12 protein-coding genes and 1 tRNA gene are annotated in these 14,497 nt (G+C 44.7%); 12 read left to right on the forward strand and 1 reads right to left on the reverse strand.

Annotation, left to right across the window (positions count from 1 at the left end; all coding sequences use genetic code 11):
* The first annotated feature begins 7 nt into the window (after positions 1–7).
* The 11 genes from RT269_RS11285 (at position 8) to RT269_RS11335 (ending at position 13,217) form a co-directional block, all read left to right on the forward strand.
* Entirely contained in the window at positions 8–2,458 is a 2,451-nt protein-coding gene (locus tag RT269_RS11285) for an ATP-dependent Clp protease ATP-binding subunit (protein ID WP_313182680.1), read from the forward strand.
* A 104-nt stretch (positions 2,459–2,562) separates the two neighbouring features.
* Complete coding sequence (locus RT269_RS11290) at positions 2,563–2,976, forward strand: endosialidase (protein ID WP_313182682.1); 414 nt, start codon at positions 2,563–2,565, stop codon at positions 2,974–2,976.
* A 117-nt stretch (positions 2,977–3,093) separates the two neighbouring features.
* Complete coding sequence (gene radA / locus RT269_RS11295) at positions 3,094–4,491, forward strand: DNA repair protein RadA (protein WP_313182684.1); 1,398 nt, start codon at positions 3,094–3,096, stop codon at positions 4,489–4,491.
* Between the two features lie 418 nt (positions 4,492–4,909).
* The gene (locus RT269_RS11300) at positions 4,910–6,331 is read left to right on the forward strand and encodes an MBOAT family O-acyltransferase (protein ID WP_313182686.1); all 1,422 of its coding nucleotides are present in this window, start codon (positions 4,910–4,912) and stop codon (positions 6,329–6,331) included.
* A gap of 17 nt (positions 6,332–6,348) precedes the next feature.
* Positions 6,349–7,380, forward strand: coding sequence for a GDSL-type esterase/lipase family protein (locus RT269_RS11305; protein ID WP_313182687.1), 1,032 nt, complete (start codon positions 6,349–6,351; stop codon positions 7,378–7,380).
* Positions 7,381–7,638: 258 nt separating this feature from the next.
* Complete coding sequence (locus RT269_RS11310) at positions 7,639–7,875, forward strand: hypothetical protein (RefSeq protein ID WP_313182689.1); 237 nt, start codon at positions 7,639–7,641, stop codon at positions 7,873–7,875.
* Positions 7,876–7,903: 28 nt separating this feature from the next.
* Entirely contained in the window at positions 7,904–8,065 is a 162-nt protein-coding gene (locus tag RT269_RS11315; RefSeq protein WP_313182691.1) for a hypothetical protein, read from the forward strand.
* A gap of 331 nt (positions 8,066–8,396) precedes the next feature.
* Positions 8,397–10,139 carry an ABC transporter ATP-binding protein gene (locus tag RT269_RS11320; protein WP_313182694.1) on the forward strand — a complete coding sequence of 581 codons (1,743 nt, stop codon included), beginning with the start codon at positions 8,397–8,399 and terminating at the stop codon, positions 10,137–10,139.
* A complete protein-coding gene (locus tag RT269_RS11325) occupies positions 10,126–11,976 on the forward strand; it encodes an ABC transporter ATP-binding protein (RefSeq protein WP_313182695.1) in 1,851 nt (616 codons plus the stop codon). The genes RT269_RS11320 and RT269_RS11325 overlap by 14 nt, the downstream gene beginning before the upstream one ends.
* Before the next feature lie 198 nt (positions 11,977–12,174).
* Positions 12,175–12,567, forward strand: coding sequence for a Fur family transcriptional regulator (locus RT269_RS11330; protein WP_313182696.1), 393 nt, complete (start codon positions 12,175–12,177; stop codon positions 12,565–12,567).
* A gap of 86 nt (positions 12,568–12,653) precedes the next feature.
* On the forward strand, positions 12,654–13,217 hold the full coding sequence (locus tag RT269_RS11335; RefSeq protein WP_313182698.1) for a 6-pyruvoyl trahydropterin synthase family protein: 564 nt from the start codon (positions 12,654–12,656) through the stop codon (positions 13,215–13,217).
* A 468-nt stretch (positions 13,218–13,685) separates the two neighbouring features.
* Here RT269_RS11335 and RT269_RS11340 read toward each other — a convergent pair.
* Positions 13,686–13,756: transfer RNA gene (locus RT269_RS11340), tRNA-Trp, on the reverse strand.
* A gap of 437 nt (positions 13,757–14,193) precedes the next feature.
* On the opposite strand from RT269_RS11340, the gene RT269_RS11345 reads away from it, so the two are divergent.
* Positions 14,194–14,436, forward strand: coding sequence for an HPr family phosphocarrier protein (locus RT269_RS11345; protein WP_313182700.1), 243 nt, complete (start codon positions 14,194–14,196; stop codon positions 14,434–14,436).
* The last annotated feature ends 61 nt before the right edge of the window (positions 14,437–14,497 follow it).

Raw genomic sequence — 14,497 nt, forward strand, 5'->3', positions numbered from 1 at the left:
TGCATTTATGATAGACAGATTTACAACAAAGGCCAGGACAGCCATTAATCTGGCCGTTCAGGCAGCGGAACGTCTCGGCCACAGCTATGTGGGAACGGAGCACTTATTAATCGGGCTTTTAGAAGAGGGCAGCGGAGTAGCTTCCAGGGTTCTGGAAGAAAATGGTGTTAAAGAGGAGAAGGTTTTAAACTTAATCAGCCAGCTAATCGCTCCTGACCAGGCAGTCCGGCTGAAAGAAGACAGCGGGTATACTCCGGGTGCCAGAAGGGTTCTGGAGAACAGCTACCGGGAAGCCGTGCGTTTTAAGGCAAATCTTATCGGTACGGAGCATTTGCTCATTTCCATAATCCGTGACAATGACTGCGTCGCTTCCAGGCTTTTAAATACCATAGGAATCAGCATTCAAAAGCTTTATATTGATGTGCTGTCAGCGATGGGAGAGGATGCTCCTGCCAATAAGGAAGAGCTTTTGAAATCACCAAAGTCAAAAGGCAGTACGCCGACTCTTGACAGTTACAGCAGAGATTTAACAGAGCTTGCAGTACAGGGAAAGCTTGATCCGGTCATCGGAAGAGAGTCGGAGATCAAGCGTCTGATCCAGATCCTGAGCCGGAGGACCAAGAATAATCCATGTCTCATCGGAGAGCCGGGAGTGGGGAAAACCGCAGTTGTGGAAGGTCTTGCTCAGATGATAGCAGATGGTGACGTGCCTGAGACCATTGAAGGCAAGAGGCTTCTGACCCTGGATTTATCCGGCATGGTGGCCGGTTCCAAATACAGAGGAGAATTTGAAGAGAGAATTAAAAAGGTAATTGCCGAGGTGATCGAAGATGGGGAAGTTCTTTTGTTCATCGATGAGATCCATACGATTATCGGTGCAGGAGGAGCGGAGGGAGCCATTGACGCCTCCAATATCTTAAAGCCCTCTCTGGCAAGAGGAGAATTGCAGCTGATCGGCGCCACCACCATTGAAGAGTACCGCAAATATATTGAAAAGGACTCTGCCCTGGAACGTCGTTTCCAGCCGGTTACGGTGGAGGAGCCATCGGAAGAGGCTGCTGTCGACATATTAAGAGGACTGAAAGGCCGGTATGAGGACCATCATAGGGTAACCATTACAGACGATGCCTTAAAGGCCGCTGTAAAGCTGTCTTCCAGGTATATCAATGACCGTTTCCTTCCGGATAAGGCCATTGATGTCATTGACGAAGCTTCTTCCAAGGTACGCCTTACCACATTTGTAGAGCCGGCTGAAATTAAGGAACTGGAAGCTGAGATCGAGCAGCTGGAAGATCAAAAGGAAGCCGCCATTAAAGCCGAAGCTTACGAAAAGGCAGGAGCCATTAAGAAGAAGCAGGAAAAGAAGCGGGAAAAGATAGAGAAGATCCGGGAACGCTGGCAAAAAGAAAAAACATCAAAGAACCTCATAGTCGATGAGGGAGAGATCGCTGATGTGGTATCCAGCTGGACCAAGATCCCCGTAAGAAAGCTGGAAGAGGGAGAGAGCGAACGCCTCCGCAATCTGGAAGCCATCTTACATGAGAGGGTGATCGGCCAGGAGGAAGCGGTTACTGCTGTTTCAAAGGCCATACGACGGGGGAGAGTGGGACTTAAAGATCCCAGGCGCCCCATTGGCTCCTTCCTGTTTTTAGGACCTACGGGTGTGGGAAAAACCGAGTTGTCCAAGGCCCTTTCCGAAGCCATGTTCGGTACGGACAATGCTTTGATCCGGGTAGACATGTCTGAGTATATGGAGAAGCACAGCGTTTCCAAGATGATCGGCTCGCCGCCAGGATATGTAGGCTATGATGAAGGCGGACAGCTCAGTGAAAAGGTCCGAAGAAATCCCTATTCCGTCATCTTGTTTGATGAGATCGAAAAGGCTCACCCTGATGTGTTCAATATTCTGCTTCAGGTACTGGACGACGGACATATTACAGATGCCCAGGGACGGAAGATTGATTTTAAGAATACCATCATCATCATGACCTCCAATGCAGGAGCGGAGAACATCATATCTCCCAAACGTCTGGGCTTTGGTGCAGCAGCGGATGAGAAGGCCGATTATAAGATCATGAAGGAACGGGTAATGGAAGAAGTAAAACGTCTGTTCAAGCCGGAATTCATTAACAGGATCGATGAGATCATTGTATTCCATACGTTAAATAAGATCCACATGAAGGATATTGTGACGATCATGATGAAGGATATTATGAAACGGACATCGGAACAGATGAGTATCACCCTGGACATCGGAGAGGATGCCAAGGAATACCTGATCAATAAGGGCTATGACCAGAAATACGGTGCTAGGCCGTTAAGGCGTACCATTCAGAACTGCCTGGAGGATAAACTGGCAGAAGAGATCTTAAATGGAACGATAAAGACAGGGGATGACGTAATTGTGACCGCAGGTGAGGACGGACTAAAATTTTCTGTCAGGGAGCTGGTAAAATAACTAGCCATTTGATATCAATTCGTGTATAATAGCTACAAGCGAGATCATTAGTTCATCGCCTTAAAAAAAGGATAAGTAAACAAAAATACTAGGAGGGCAAACCAATGCCGGTAATTGAAGAATTAATCCGCTCAGAGCAAGACGGGACGATCAGTTTTGGTAATTACAAATTAAAGACAAAGTCAAAATTACAGGATTTTGAACACGACGGTGATTTATATAAAGTAAAGACTTTTTACGAGATAACCAAGCTGGAAAGAAATGGCATGTTCGTATACGAATCCGTACCGGGAACCGCCGCCATGAATTTCACCGTATCCGATGATGGGGTGGGATTTTTAGTAGAAGGTGACAAGGATGCTCAGTTGACCGTTCAGCTGGCAGAGGATACCGAATATGAGGTATATGTGGATGATGCTGCCGCGGGCGGCATGAGAACCAATATGAGCGGAAAGCTGTCCATCAGCGTGGAACTGAATGAAGGAACACCTGTAGCAGTGAAGATCAAACGAAAATAACAGGATAAGAAGCTGGGTTCGGCTCTTTTATAAAGAGCCGGGCCCAGATTTTTTGTATGAGCAATGAGCCGGACGAATATGCCTGCATATTTCTCTGGTAAATAGGAGGAAATTCCCATGGCAAAGGGAAAGACAACCGCATTTTTCTGCAAGGAATGCGGATTTGAATCGGCAAAGTGGCTGGGACAGTGTCCGGCCTGTAAGGAATGGAATACGTTTGTGGAGGAGCCTTCCGGGAAAAAGGAGCCGGCTGCCAAGAGGGGAATCAGCGGAAAAGGGGACGGGACCGCCGGAAATCATTTTCTGAATGCCAAGCCCTCCCGTTTGTCTGACATTCATTTAGACGAGCAGGACCGGATGATGACCGGATATGAGGAACTGGACCGGGTTTTGGGCGGCGGAGTTGTCAAGGGCTCACTCGTGCTGGTAGGCGGTGATCCAGGCATTGGAAAATCTACGCTGCTTTTACAGGTCTGCCGCAATCTGGCGGCCGGCAGCAGGAAGGTGCTTTACATATCAGGAGAAGAATCCCTAAAACAGATCAAGCTGCGGGCAAACAGAATCGGGGAAGTGAAGGGGGATTTATTATTCCTTTGTGAAACCAGCCTGGAGCTGATTGAACGTGCAATAGAAGAGGAAAAGCCAGATGTGGTGATCATTGATTCCATACAGACTATGTTCCGGGAAGAAATCTCTTCCGCCCCGGGAAGTGTCAGCCAGGTAAGGGAATCCACCAATATCCTGATGCAGATCGCCAAGGGGGCGGGAATCGCCATATTTATCGTAGGTCATGTGACAAAAGAAGGCGTAGTGGCCGGTCCCAGAGTCTTAGAGCATATGGTTGATACGGTTTTGTATTTTGAAGGAGACAGAAGCGCTTCTTACCGGATCATCCGGGGAGTGAAGAACCGTTTTGGCTCCACCAATGAGATCGGCGTTTTTGAAATGGTTGAAAGCGGACTTTCAGAGGTGAAGAATCCTTCGGAATATATGCTCAGCGGAAGGCCGGAGGATGCCTCCGGTGCAGTGGTAGCCTGTTCCATGGAAGGTACCAGACCCATGCTATTGGAGGTTCAGGCCCTGGTCACCCCAACAGCTTTCGGTATGCCCAGGCGTACTGCGGCTGGTACGGATTATAACCGGGTGAATCTTTTGATGGCTGTTTTGGAGAAACGGTGCCATTATGACCTGTCCCATTTTGATGCTTATGTAAATATTACGGGCGGTCTGCGTATGAATGAGCCGGCATTGGATTTAGCAATTATGATGGCAATTGTGTCCAGCATGAAGGACAAGGCCGTGGACCCGAAAACCATTATTTTTGGGGAAGTGGGACTGGCAGGAGAGGTGCGGGCCGTGTCCATGGCACAGCAGAGAGTGAATGAGGCAAAGAAGCTGGGATTTAACACCTGCGTGCTGCCGGAAATTTCCCTGGGAAAGATGGGGAAAGTGGAAGGGATGCGGCTGATTGGAGCCACGAATGTAAGAGAGGCGATTGTTCGGGTTATGGGGTGAAGCCATTTATGGCTTCACCCTTATTTTATTAGAGATATATCGTTCCCGATCAGCATTTGAGAAATTTCCCGCGAAAACAGGAAAAATAACAGATGTACTTACCTTGCTCCGAAAGCGCCTGCAAGGCTATTTTTATATGCCTGCATGCTAGGTTAGTCACGGATGAAGATTTTTGTGAAAATCACTTTTACCGATAGGAGGATATTTGATTTCGTCCAGGAAATAGGCGGTATAAGCGGACGTACAATGGCTGCAGGAGTTAAAACAATGGACGTAATTTGTCTGCAGGTAGGAGTGATTATAGCTTAAATAGTATTTTTGCTTTACATACGCATACAAAATTTTGCAGGAATCTGCAACTTTTCGGTCTCCTGATTCGTCTAATATAATAAATACAAATGTTAGGAATAAATGTCAAATGATTTTTAGCAGCCTGGAGTTTATATTTAAATTTCTGCCGGTGTTTCTATTTTTTTATTTTGTGTGCCCGGATAGAGCAAAAAATATCTGCCTGCTTGCAGGAAGCTTGCTTTTTTATTTTTCTGGAGTTACAGACCATCCAGCTTATATGATGCTTTTGTTGTTATCTGTCTGCGTCAATTACTGCATTGGCAGGAAAATGGAACGATACAAATCTCGTTTCAGACGCAGGAAATGGCTTCGCCTGGGAATTGCCTACAACTTATTTTGGCTGATTCTGTTTAAATATTCCGGCTTTCTGATGGAACAGTTCAGTTTATTGCTTCAAATTGGAGGGCTGGAGAAAGCCGCCCTTTCGATTCCTCATCCGGCTCTTCCCCTGGGAATCAGCTTTTATACCTTCCAGGCCATTTCTTATCAGGCTGATGTGTATCGAAGGGAGGTGCCGCCAGAAAAATCATTTCTGGACTTTGCCCTGTATATGACCATGTTTCCACAGCTCATTTCCGGACCGATTGTGTCCTATGCTTCTCTCAGGAAGTTGATTAAGAAGCGGGTCCACACCCTGGAACAAGTGGAAGAAGGACTCCGGGAATTTACAATCGGACTTGGATTGAAAGTGCTGCTTTCAAACCAGATCGGCGGACTGTGGAGCCAGATCGGAGCAGTAGGTTATGAAAGTATTTCAACGCCTCTTGCATGGATGGGGTTGGCAGCTTTCAGCCTTCGGCTGTATTTTGATTTCTATGGTTATTCCCTGATGGCCAGGGGACTGGGAAGAGTGCTTGGATTTCCCCTTCCCCATAACTTCAACCATCCCTATATGGCTCTGACCATGACAGATTTTTGGCGCAGATGGCATATGACTCTGGGCGGCTGGTTTCGGAATTATGTCTATATTCCGCTGGGCGGAAACCGTGAGGGATCCTTTAAAACCTTTCGAAACATGCTTGCCGTATGGCTCCTTACCGGATTGTGGCACGGAACAAGCCCCAATTTTCTCTTATGGGGAATTGTATTGTTTGCGCTGATTTCATTGGAGAAGCTGGGACTGGGAAAACTGCTGGAACGCTGGAGAGTTGCAGGACATGTGTATATGCTGTTTGCAATTCCTCTTACGTGGATGTTATTTGCAATAACGGATTTTTCACAGTTGGGAATTTACATTCAGCGGCTGTTCCCCTTACTGGCGCCTGCCGGGAAATATACATATTTTGCCGGAGATTTCCTGAAATACGGAAGGAGCTACGGACTGTCCCTATGCGCTGGACTCATTTTCATGACAGGTCTTCCGCGAAGACTGTATGACAGAAAACGGGAAAGCCTATGTACGGCAATCGCCCTTTTGATCATATTCTGGCTGTGTGTCTATTGTATGAAAATGGGGGCAAATGATCCGTTTATGTATTTCAATTTTTAGATTGTGAGGAAAAAGCGATGAGAAAATACTGGTTTACCCTTCTTTTGACCATCAGTCTGGTACTGATTGCCGTTCTGCATGCATCAGCTGGAAGCATGGATCAGTTAACAGCCCTGCGGTTGAACCCGGCAGGAAGCAAATGGTTGCATGAGGACAGTATAGACACAACTAATAGTATAGACACAAATGATAGTATAGATATAACTGATAGTTTAGATGAAACTGATAGTTTAGATGAAACTGATAGTTTAGACGAATCTGATAGTTTAGACATAACTGATAATATAGATACAACTAATAGTATAGCCGAAACTGACAATTCAGATGAAACTGAAGGTTCAGGCAAAACTGCTGATGAGAGCGCAATAGACGGTGCAAGCAAAGCAAGTGGTGCAGATGTAACGGAAAGTTCGAGCGGGGCAAATGATAGGAATGCAGAATTTGCGCCGTCTGCCATATTGCTGCAGCCAGGACAAAGGCCCAAGCCGCCGGAAAATTTCGAAGGCGTACTTTTTGTTGGAGATTCCAGAACCATGGGACTTTCCGAGTATGGAGATTTGGGGAATGCCTCGGTATTTGCCAACTCCGGCATGAGCGTATTCAATGTATTAACTGCCCGCGTTTCATCAGGGGGTGAGAAACTAACTCTGGATGAAGTACTTTCAAGCAAACAATACCAGATGATTTACCTGATGCTGGGTATCAACGAACTGGGCTATGATATGTCCCAGACTATAAAACAATATAAAGCAGTTTTGGACAAAATCAAAGAAATGCAGCCAGAAGCAATCCTGGTCCTGGAAGCAAATCTCCACATAACCAGTGAAAAATCAGAGAAAAGTCCTGTTTACAGTAACAGTAAAATCAATAGGCTGAATCAGGAAATACAGAAGATAGCGGAAGAGAACAGCTGCTATTATATTGATGTTAATAAAATATTTGACGATGACGGAGGCAGCTTGAATCAGGCATACACAACAGACGGTTCCCATGTACTAGGAAAATATTATGCTGAGTGGGTAAAATGGCTGAAGGAAGAAATAGTTTAACCTCATCAAGTAAGTCCCCACCCACCACTTCAATGCCGGAAAGGCATAAGTGGTGGGTGGGGACTTACTTGTGCCCGGTAAACCGGAGCATGCTGTGAGCAAGCGACGAAGCAGATTGCGAATATCCGACTGACTGTTAAGTTGAATGCTTTTATTACGAAGGAGTACAAAAGTGAAAGCGCGGCTGAATTATAATAATGTTACCTTTGGGTATAATGGGAATAAAATATAACAAGGGTATAACAAGGAGCGGAATTTATGAGAGGATATTTGTCCATCGGAATATTTTTCTTAGGAATAATTTTGGCTGTTTATATTGGCTATTGGACTCTGTTCATTAAACCCATTATGGTTTGTGTTTCAGCATCTAAGGCTGGGGTGCTTACTGCAGCGATGACGAAAGCAACAATAATTAAGTGTATCGCTTCATGGCTGGTTGCGGGAGTGATCTTCGGATTGGGGTATATCGCTGCAATGATTGTGAGTCACAAATAATTTAAGACGTTGTATTGGAGGAAAAACGATGTTGAACGAAGAAGTGCAGGCATGGGTAGATTTGGGGTTTTCGGAGGAAGAAGCAGTTGATCTGGCTAATGCAATGAAAGCCAGATACGATGATGTTGAAATTATAGATGATGACTCTATCGCTTCTTATACTGATTCAATCGAGAAGAATATGTCATAAAGCAATATATAAAGCAAATAGGACGAGTATCATAATGCAAATGTAATGCTTACGCCGGCATCAGGTATATACGGAAAAAAACACTTGCATGAAACTTTGGTATATGCTATTCTTAATGAAACGAGCGGTGTGAATCACGTAAGACCAGTTGATTCACGCCGCTCGTTTTTTTTATGCAATTTTTTATATGAAAAGGACAGAACTAAAATGGAACCTATTGAAAATGCCGTCCCACAAAATCAAATAACGGCGACTGTGGGAAGGCTATCGTACAAAATGTCGTTATATCTGAAGCTTCCCATGATTTACGTACAAAGGAGGAACATCCCGCATGATTAAGAAACTCGCAAAGTCAATCAGGCAATACAAAAAAGCGTCAATCCTATCGCCTGTATTTATGGCATTTGAAGTAACTATGGAGGTTTTGATTCCATTTTTAATGGCTAATTTAATCGACCTTGGCATCACTGGCGGCAACATGGATTATATTGTTAAAATGAGTATTGTCCTCTTTTTGGCTGCCTTACTATCACTTGGATTTGGCATTATGAGCGGCATCTTCGCCGCGACCGCGTCGGCAGGTTTTGCCGGGAATTTACGGCATGATATGTATCGCAACGTACAGAATTTTTCATTCTCGAATATTGATAAATTCTCCACCGCGAGCCTTGTTACCCGCTTGACCACCGATGTCACCAATCTGCAGAACGCCTATCAAATGATTATTCGTCAGGCGGTACGCGCACCGTTAATGATTATTTTAGCGCTTAGTATGTCTTTTCGTGTGAACGCGAAGATTTCGCTTATATTTTTAGGCGCAATTCCGGTTTTGGGTCTTGGATTATTCTTCATTCATTCAAGCGTACACCCGATCTTTACACGCGCCTTTAAAAGATATGACAAACTCAACAGCGTTGTTCAGGAAAACCTGCATGGTATCCGTGTGGTGAAATCTTATGTCCGTGAAGAAATGGAAAAGGAAAAATTTGAAGCAATCTCAAACGATATTTATACGGATTTCACGAAAGCGCAAAAAAGGGTAGCCTTCAACGCACCACTGATTCAGCTTTGCGTAAATGCCTGCATGATACTGATTGCGTGGATCGGTGCAAAGCTGATTGTAGGCGGCACAATGTCTACCGGTGAGTTGATGAGCATTATTGCCTACACCATGCAAATATTGATGAGCTTAAACTTGCTCTCGATGGTTTTTGTAATGATTATCATTTCCCGGGTTTCCGCTGAAAGAATCGTCCAGGTGTTGGAGGAGGAATCTGACCTTAAGAATCCAGAGCATCCTGTTATGGCTGTAAAAGACGGCGGAATTGTATTCAAAAACGTAAGCTTTAGCTATAGGAACGATGAAAGCAGGCCTTGTTTATGCGGGGTGGATCTTGAAATTTCTTCGGGTGAAACCATAGGGATTATCGGCGGCACCGGCAGCTCCAAAACGAGCTTTGTGCAGCTTATTCCAAGGCTCTATGATGTAACTACGGGGGCTGTGCTGATCGGGGGTGTGGATGTGCGCAATTATGACATCGAAGCGCTCCGAAGTGAGGTAGCGGTGGTTCTTCAAAAGAATCTGCTGTTTTCCGGAAGTATCAAAGATAACCTGCGTTGGGGAGATGCGGATGCGGATGACGAGGAAATCCGGCGCGTCAGCCGCCTTGCGCAAGCGGATGATTTTGTTATATCCTTCATCGATGGCTACGACACCTATATCGAACAGGGCGGCACGAATGTTTCCGGCGGTCAAAAACAGCGCCTTTGCATCGCACGGGCGCTGCTCAAAAAGCCGAAAATACTTATCTTGGACGATTCTACCAGCGCGGTGGACACCAAAACCGATTCATTGATCCGAAAAGCACTCAAGGAAGAAATTCCAAATACCACCAAGCTGATTATAGCGCAACGAATTTCCTCCATTCAGGATGCCGACAGAATTATTGTTATGGACGGCGGCCTGATAAATGCCGTCGGAACGCATGATGAGCTGCTCAGCAGCAATCAGATATACAAAGAAGTCTACAATTCGCAAATTCAGGGAGGAGGCGATTTTGATGCAGAAAAATAGTACCGTAAAACGCCTGATGAAGACAATCACAGGCAAGTATAAAGTTTCGTTGATTTTTGTATTTCTTTTCATTATTATCAGCGCACTTTCCACTGTTATTGGTTCAATGTTTATTCAAAGGCTGGTGGATGATTATATCTCCCCGCTTCTTTTAAGCGACAATCCCATATTTTCCGGGCTTCTCAAAGCGATTCTTATCATGGGAACCATTTATCTCATCGGCGTTGCGGCCACGCTGCTGTATAACCGTATGATGGTTACTGTTGCGCAGGGGGTGCTCAAAAAAGTCCGCGACGATATGTTTTCGCATATGCAATCGCTGCCTATAGGGTATTTCGACACACATACACATGGCGATATCATGTCCCGTTATACCAATGACACGGATACGCTTCGGGAAATGATTTCGCAGAGCCTTCCGCAGGCGCTTTCTTCTATCGTCACGGTTGTTACAGTGGCAGCGGCCATGCTGGCGCTCAGCATTCCCCTCAGCCTTTTGGTTTTTACCTGTGTTGCAGTCATGCTTTTTATTGTAAAGAAGGTAGGAGGAAGGGCAGCGGGGCATTTCATCAAACAGCAAAAGCTCATTGGCGGCCTGAACGGCTATATTGAAGAAATGATAAACGGTCAAAAAGTTGTTAAGGTGTTCTGCCATGAAGAGGCGGCATTAAGAAAATTTGACGAGAAGAATGAAGAATTAAAACAGCAAGTAATAAAAGCCAACCGCCTTACGAATATACTTTTGCCAATCACAATGAACATCGGTGCGCTGCAATATGTACTGATTGCACTTGTTGGCGGCGCTTTGGCGCTGGGCGGCGTTGGTGGCATGACACTTGGAACCATCGCTGCATTTCTAACTCTTTCAAAGAGTTTCAGTGCGCCAATCGGACAAGTATCCACGCAAATCAATGCTGTTATCACAGCCCTCGCGGGTGCGGAACGGATTTTCAACCTAATGGATGAACAGCCTGAAACAGACGCTGGCTATGTCACGTTGGTCAACGCAAAATACGTAAACGGTGACCTTACGGAGTGTGCAGAAAATTCCCGGCTATGGGCATGGAAACATCCTCATGGGGACGGAAGCCTTACATATACGGAGGTTAAGGGCGATGTTCGGTTTTTTGACGTTGATTTCGGATACAGCAGCGGCAAGACGGTATTGCACGATATTTCTATTTACGCGAAACCCGGACAGAAAATAGCCTTTGTCGGCGCAACAGGCGCAGGAAAAACCACCATCACTAATCTGATCAACCGTTTTTATGATATCTCGGACGGTAAAATCCGGTTTGACGGCATTAATATCAACAAAATCAAGAAAAATGACCTGCGGCGCTCGCTTGGAGTTGTATTACAAGATACCCATTTGTTCACAGGCACCATTTCTGACAATATCCGATATGGGAAACTGGATGCAACTGAGGAAGAAATCATGCATGCGGCACAGCTTGCAAACGCGCACGACTTTATCATGCGTTTGCCGGATGGCTACAATACGGTGATTGCGGGGGACGGAGGACATCTTTCAGGCGGTCAGCGTCAGCTTCTTGCCATTGCGCGCGCCGCTGTAGCCGATCCACCTGTCATGATTTTGGACGAAGCAACCTCAAGCATCGACACTCGCACGGAAGCAATTGTTCAAAAAGGTATGGATGGCTTAATGGCAGGACGAACAGTATTTGTCATTGCCCATAGGCTGTCTACAGTCAAAAACTCCAACGCCATTATGGTTATGGATCAGGGGCGGATTATTGAACGCGGCGACCATGACGAGCTTATAGAAGAAAAGGGGAAATATTATCAGCTATATACCGGTGCGTTTGCAGAATAATATCAAATATAATGCGGGGGCCGCCAGTCATCTGGCGGCTCCGGCGCTTAGGTCCGATTTGGCTATTTGCAGAGCGGTTATACAGAGCATTTCATCTATGGTAGTAAAAAAGACCGCTTATTAAAAAAGAACTTGACATATTGTTCTTATTGAGATATAATCCTAATTAGAAATAAGTACTATGATGAGGTTAGCTTTATGATTAGACGTAATACCATTCAATGCGCGTTAGTCCTTGAGACCGTAAATAAGCTGAAGTGTCACGCGACCGCAGACCAGATATATGATGCGCTTGTTAAGGAACACCCAAATATCAGCAGAGGGACAGTGTATCGGAACCTGCAGCGGCTATGCGAAATGGGCGATATACGAAAAAGGGAGATTCCCGGCGGGGCTGACCGTTACGACCATCTTTGCGGCGATCATTATCATGCAAGATGCGTAAAGTGCGGCCGTGTTTTTGATGTGGACATGGAATATATAGCAGATATGGAGAAATCTATCAAGGATACCCATGGGTTCGAATTTACCGGGCACGATATCGTTTTCAAGGGTATCTGCTCTGAATGCAAAAGCAATCCATTAGAATAACCGCAGATATCTCGGTAAAGTATTGTTTAGTGCGCATACGGGAGCATAGAAATACCCCGTAAATAATATAGATAAGGAGAATAACTATGAGAAGTATTACAACATTAGACCTGCAGTACGCACACAGATTCTTTGGATTCAAAGGCGAAGCACAATATTTGCACGGTCACACCGGCATCCTGACGATTGAGGTCGAAGATTCTGTTAATTCCGGCGTCAATATGGTTTTCCCTTGCAATGAAATTCAGAAGACAGCATGGGAAGTCCTGAAAAACTTCGATCATGCGCTGGTCCTGCGGGAAGACGATCCCCTGTTGCCTGCAATCCTCGATGTTTACGAAAAGCAGGGCATTAAGGACGGTGCACCGACCAATAAAATGAAGGGCCCCGCTTTCAAGACAGCGCTTGCAACCGCATATCCGGAGTGCCGTTTGGTTGTGACCAAAGAGACCATGACCGTTGAAGGTATGATCAAGATTGTTTATGATCTGCTGAAGGATAAGCTGAACATTGCCAAGATTACATTTACCAGCGGTGTTAATGCGGCTTCCGAAGAATTTGAGACTAAAAACAAAATTGACCGTTGCCCGTTGTGTGGTATTGCCTTAAATGAAAACGGCGTATGTCCAAAGTGCGGATATAAAAAGTAATTTAACTGGAATTTTATAAGAATGAAAAGTACTTCCTTGATCCGTATCTGAGTGAGTATCGCAAAAATTTATACCACAGCATGTATAATAGCGGCATAGTACTTCATTAACGGCCTGTAAAAACTGATGAAGTACTAAGATTTCTAGCGATTTAAATACATATTTGCAACGCAGCCTTAACTTAGAGATAACAAAGATAATCTCCAACAACATATAACAGCCGGCAGACGCTCTCCTTGAATATCTGCCGGCTGTTCCTGTTTTGATAAAACTGTCTGTGGTCCTGCTGTTTAAGTGTGATACCATTCTTTATGCGAACACTGGGCTTGCCTTATGGTGAGTTTTTTTAGAAACTTTGACAATGATACAGAATGCCTTTTGAATGTACCTCCGGGCACAGTTGGGCACAAGAATAAAAAAAAGAAGCTCTGAAACCCTTATGAATAAAGGAATCAAAGCAACAAAAAGCAGGGGAAGAGGGGCTCGAACCCCCATTTACGGTTTTGGAGACCGTTGCTCTACCATTGAACTATTCCCCTATGGGTCGGCATTTTAACTCTGCCTGAGCACTTAGAGAGTATAGCATAGAAGTTTTTAAATTGCAACAGTTTTTAGTAAAAAATAAAAAATTAATTCTGCTGTTATTGAATCCCTGTTTGTGGTAAAATATGATAGAAAAGGAAGTCCATGGACAGGAGTCAAGTTTCATGGGCTTGGTTTGGCGTTTTATATGAAAATCATAAGGTAAAACCGTGAAATTGAATTAGAATGAAAAGTATCATTGATAATCATTCCCAAAATAAAACTTGTCTCATCAAAAATATGCTTATCTACAAAGCTTTCCCTCAGAGATAATTACAGGATATGCACAAAAAAAGGCCATATAATCGTATATGAAACATAATTTGACAAATCATGTCAAACATGATATATATATTCTATAACTTTTTCTTCACTTTAAAAAGGAGTTGTGATTATGAAACAGTTTAAGATTATGTTGCCGAATGTTGCCGAGGCGAAGAATTTTGTTGCTGCTGCTGCTAAATGTGATTTTGACATAGACGTGTATTACAATAGAGTAACCATTGACGCAAAGTCTATATTAGGAGTATTGAGTTTAGATTTGACACAGGTTTTGACCGTTGAATTTAACGGGGAAGATGCAGAGTTTGAGGCATTTCTGGCGGCGAAAGCTCCAGGTAAATGTTCAGCAGCATAAACAGATGCAACGGAAAGAGGGAATTGTATGCCGTACGGCCTGCAGTTCCCTTTTTTTATTC

The organism is Lacrimispora sp. (assembly GCF_032078915.1).
Taxonomy (GTDB): Bacteria; Bacillota; Clostridia; order Lachnospirales; family Lachnospiraceae; genus Lacrimispora.

Excerpts from the sequence above, each read along its gene's own strand:
- RT269_RS11285 (WP_313182680.1), top strand. The coding sequence starts at position 8 with ATGATAGACAGATTTACAACAAAGGCCAGGACAGCCATTAATCTGGCC.
- RT269_RS11290 (WP_313182682.1), top strand. The coding sequence starts at position 2,563 with ATGCCGGTAATTGAAGAATTAATCCGCTCAGAGCAAGACGGGACGATC.
- radA (WP_313182684.1), top strand. The coding sequence starts at position 3,094 with ATGGCAAAGGGAAAGACAACCGCATTTTTCTGCAAGGAATGCGGATTT.
- RT269_RS11300 (WP_313182686.1), top strand. The coding sequence starts at position 4,910 with ATGATTTTTAGCAGCCTGGAGTTTATATTTAAATTTCTGCCGGTGTTT.
- RT269_RS11305 (WP_313182687.1), top strand. The coding sequence starts at position 6,349 with ATGAGAAAATACTGGTTTACCCTTCTTTTGACCATCAGTCTGGTACTG.
- RT269_RS11310 (WP_313182689.1), top strand. The coding sequence starts at position 7,639 with ATGAGAGGATATTTGTCCATCGGAATATTTTTCTTAGGAATAATTTTG.
- RT269_RS11315 (WP_313182691.1), top strand. The coding sequence starts at position 7,904 with ATGTTGAACGAAGAAGTGCAGGCATGGGTAGATTTGGGGTTTTCGGAG.
- RT269_RS11320 (WP_313182694.1), top strand. The coding sequence starts at position 8,397 with ATGATTAAGAAACTCGCAAAGTCAATCAGGCAATACAAAAAAGCGTCA.
- RT269_RS11325 (WP_313182695.1), top strand. The coding sequence starts at position 10,126 with ATGCAGAAAAATAGTACCGTAAAACGCCTGATGAAGACAATCACAGGC.
- RT269_RS11330 (WP_313182696.1), top strand. The coding sequence starts at position 12,175 with ATGATTAGACGTAATACCATTCAATGCGCGTTAGTCCTTGAGACCGTA.
- RT269_RS11335 (WP_313182698.1), top strand. The coding sequence starts at position 12,654 with ATGAGAAGTATTACAACATTAGACCTGCAGTACGCACACAGATTCTTT.
- RT269_RS11345 (WP_313182700.1), top strand. The coding sequence starts at position 14,194 with ATGAAACAGTTTAAGATTATGTTGCCGAATGTTGCCGAGGCGAAGAAT.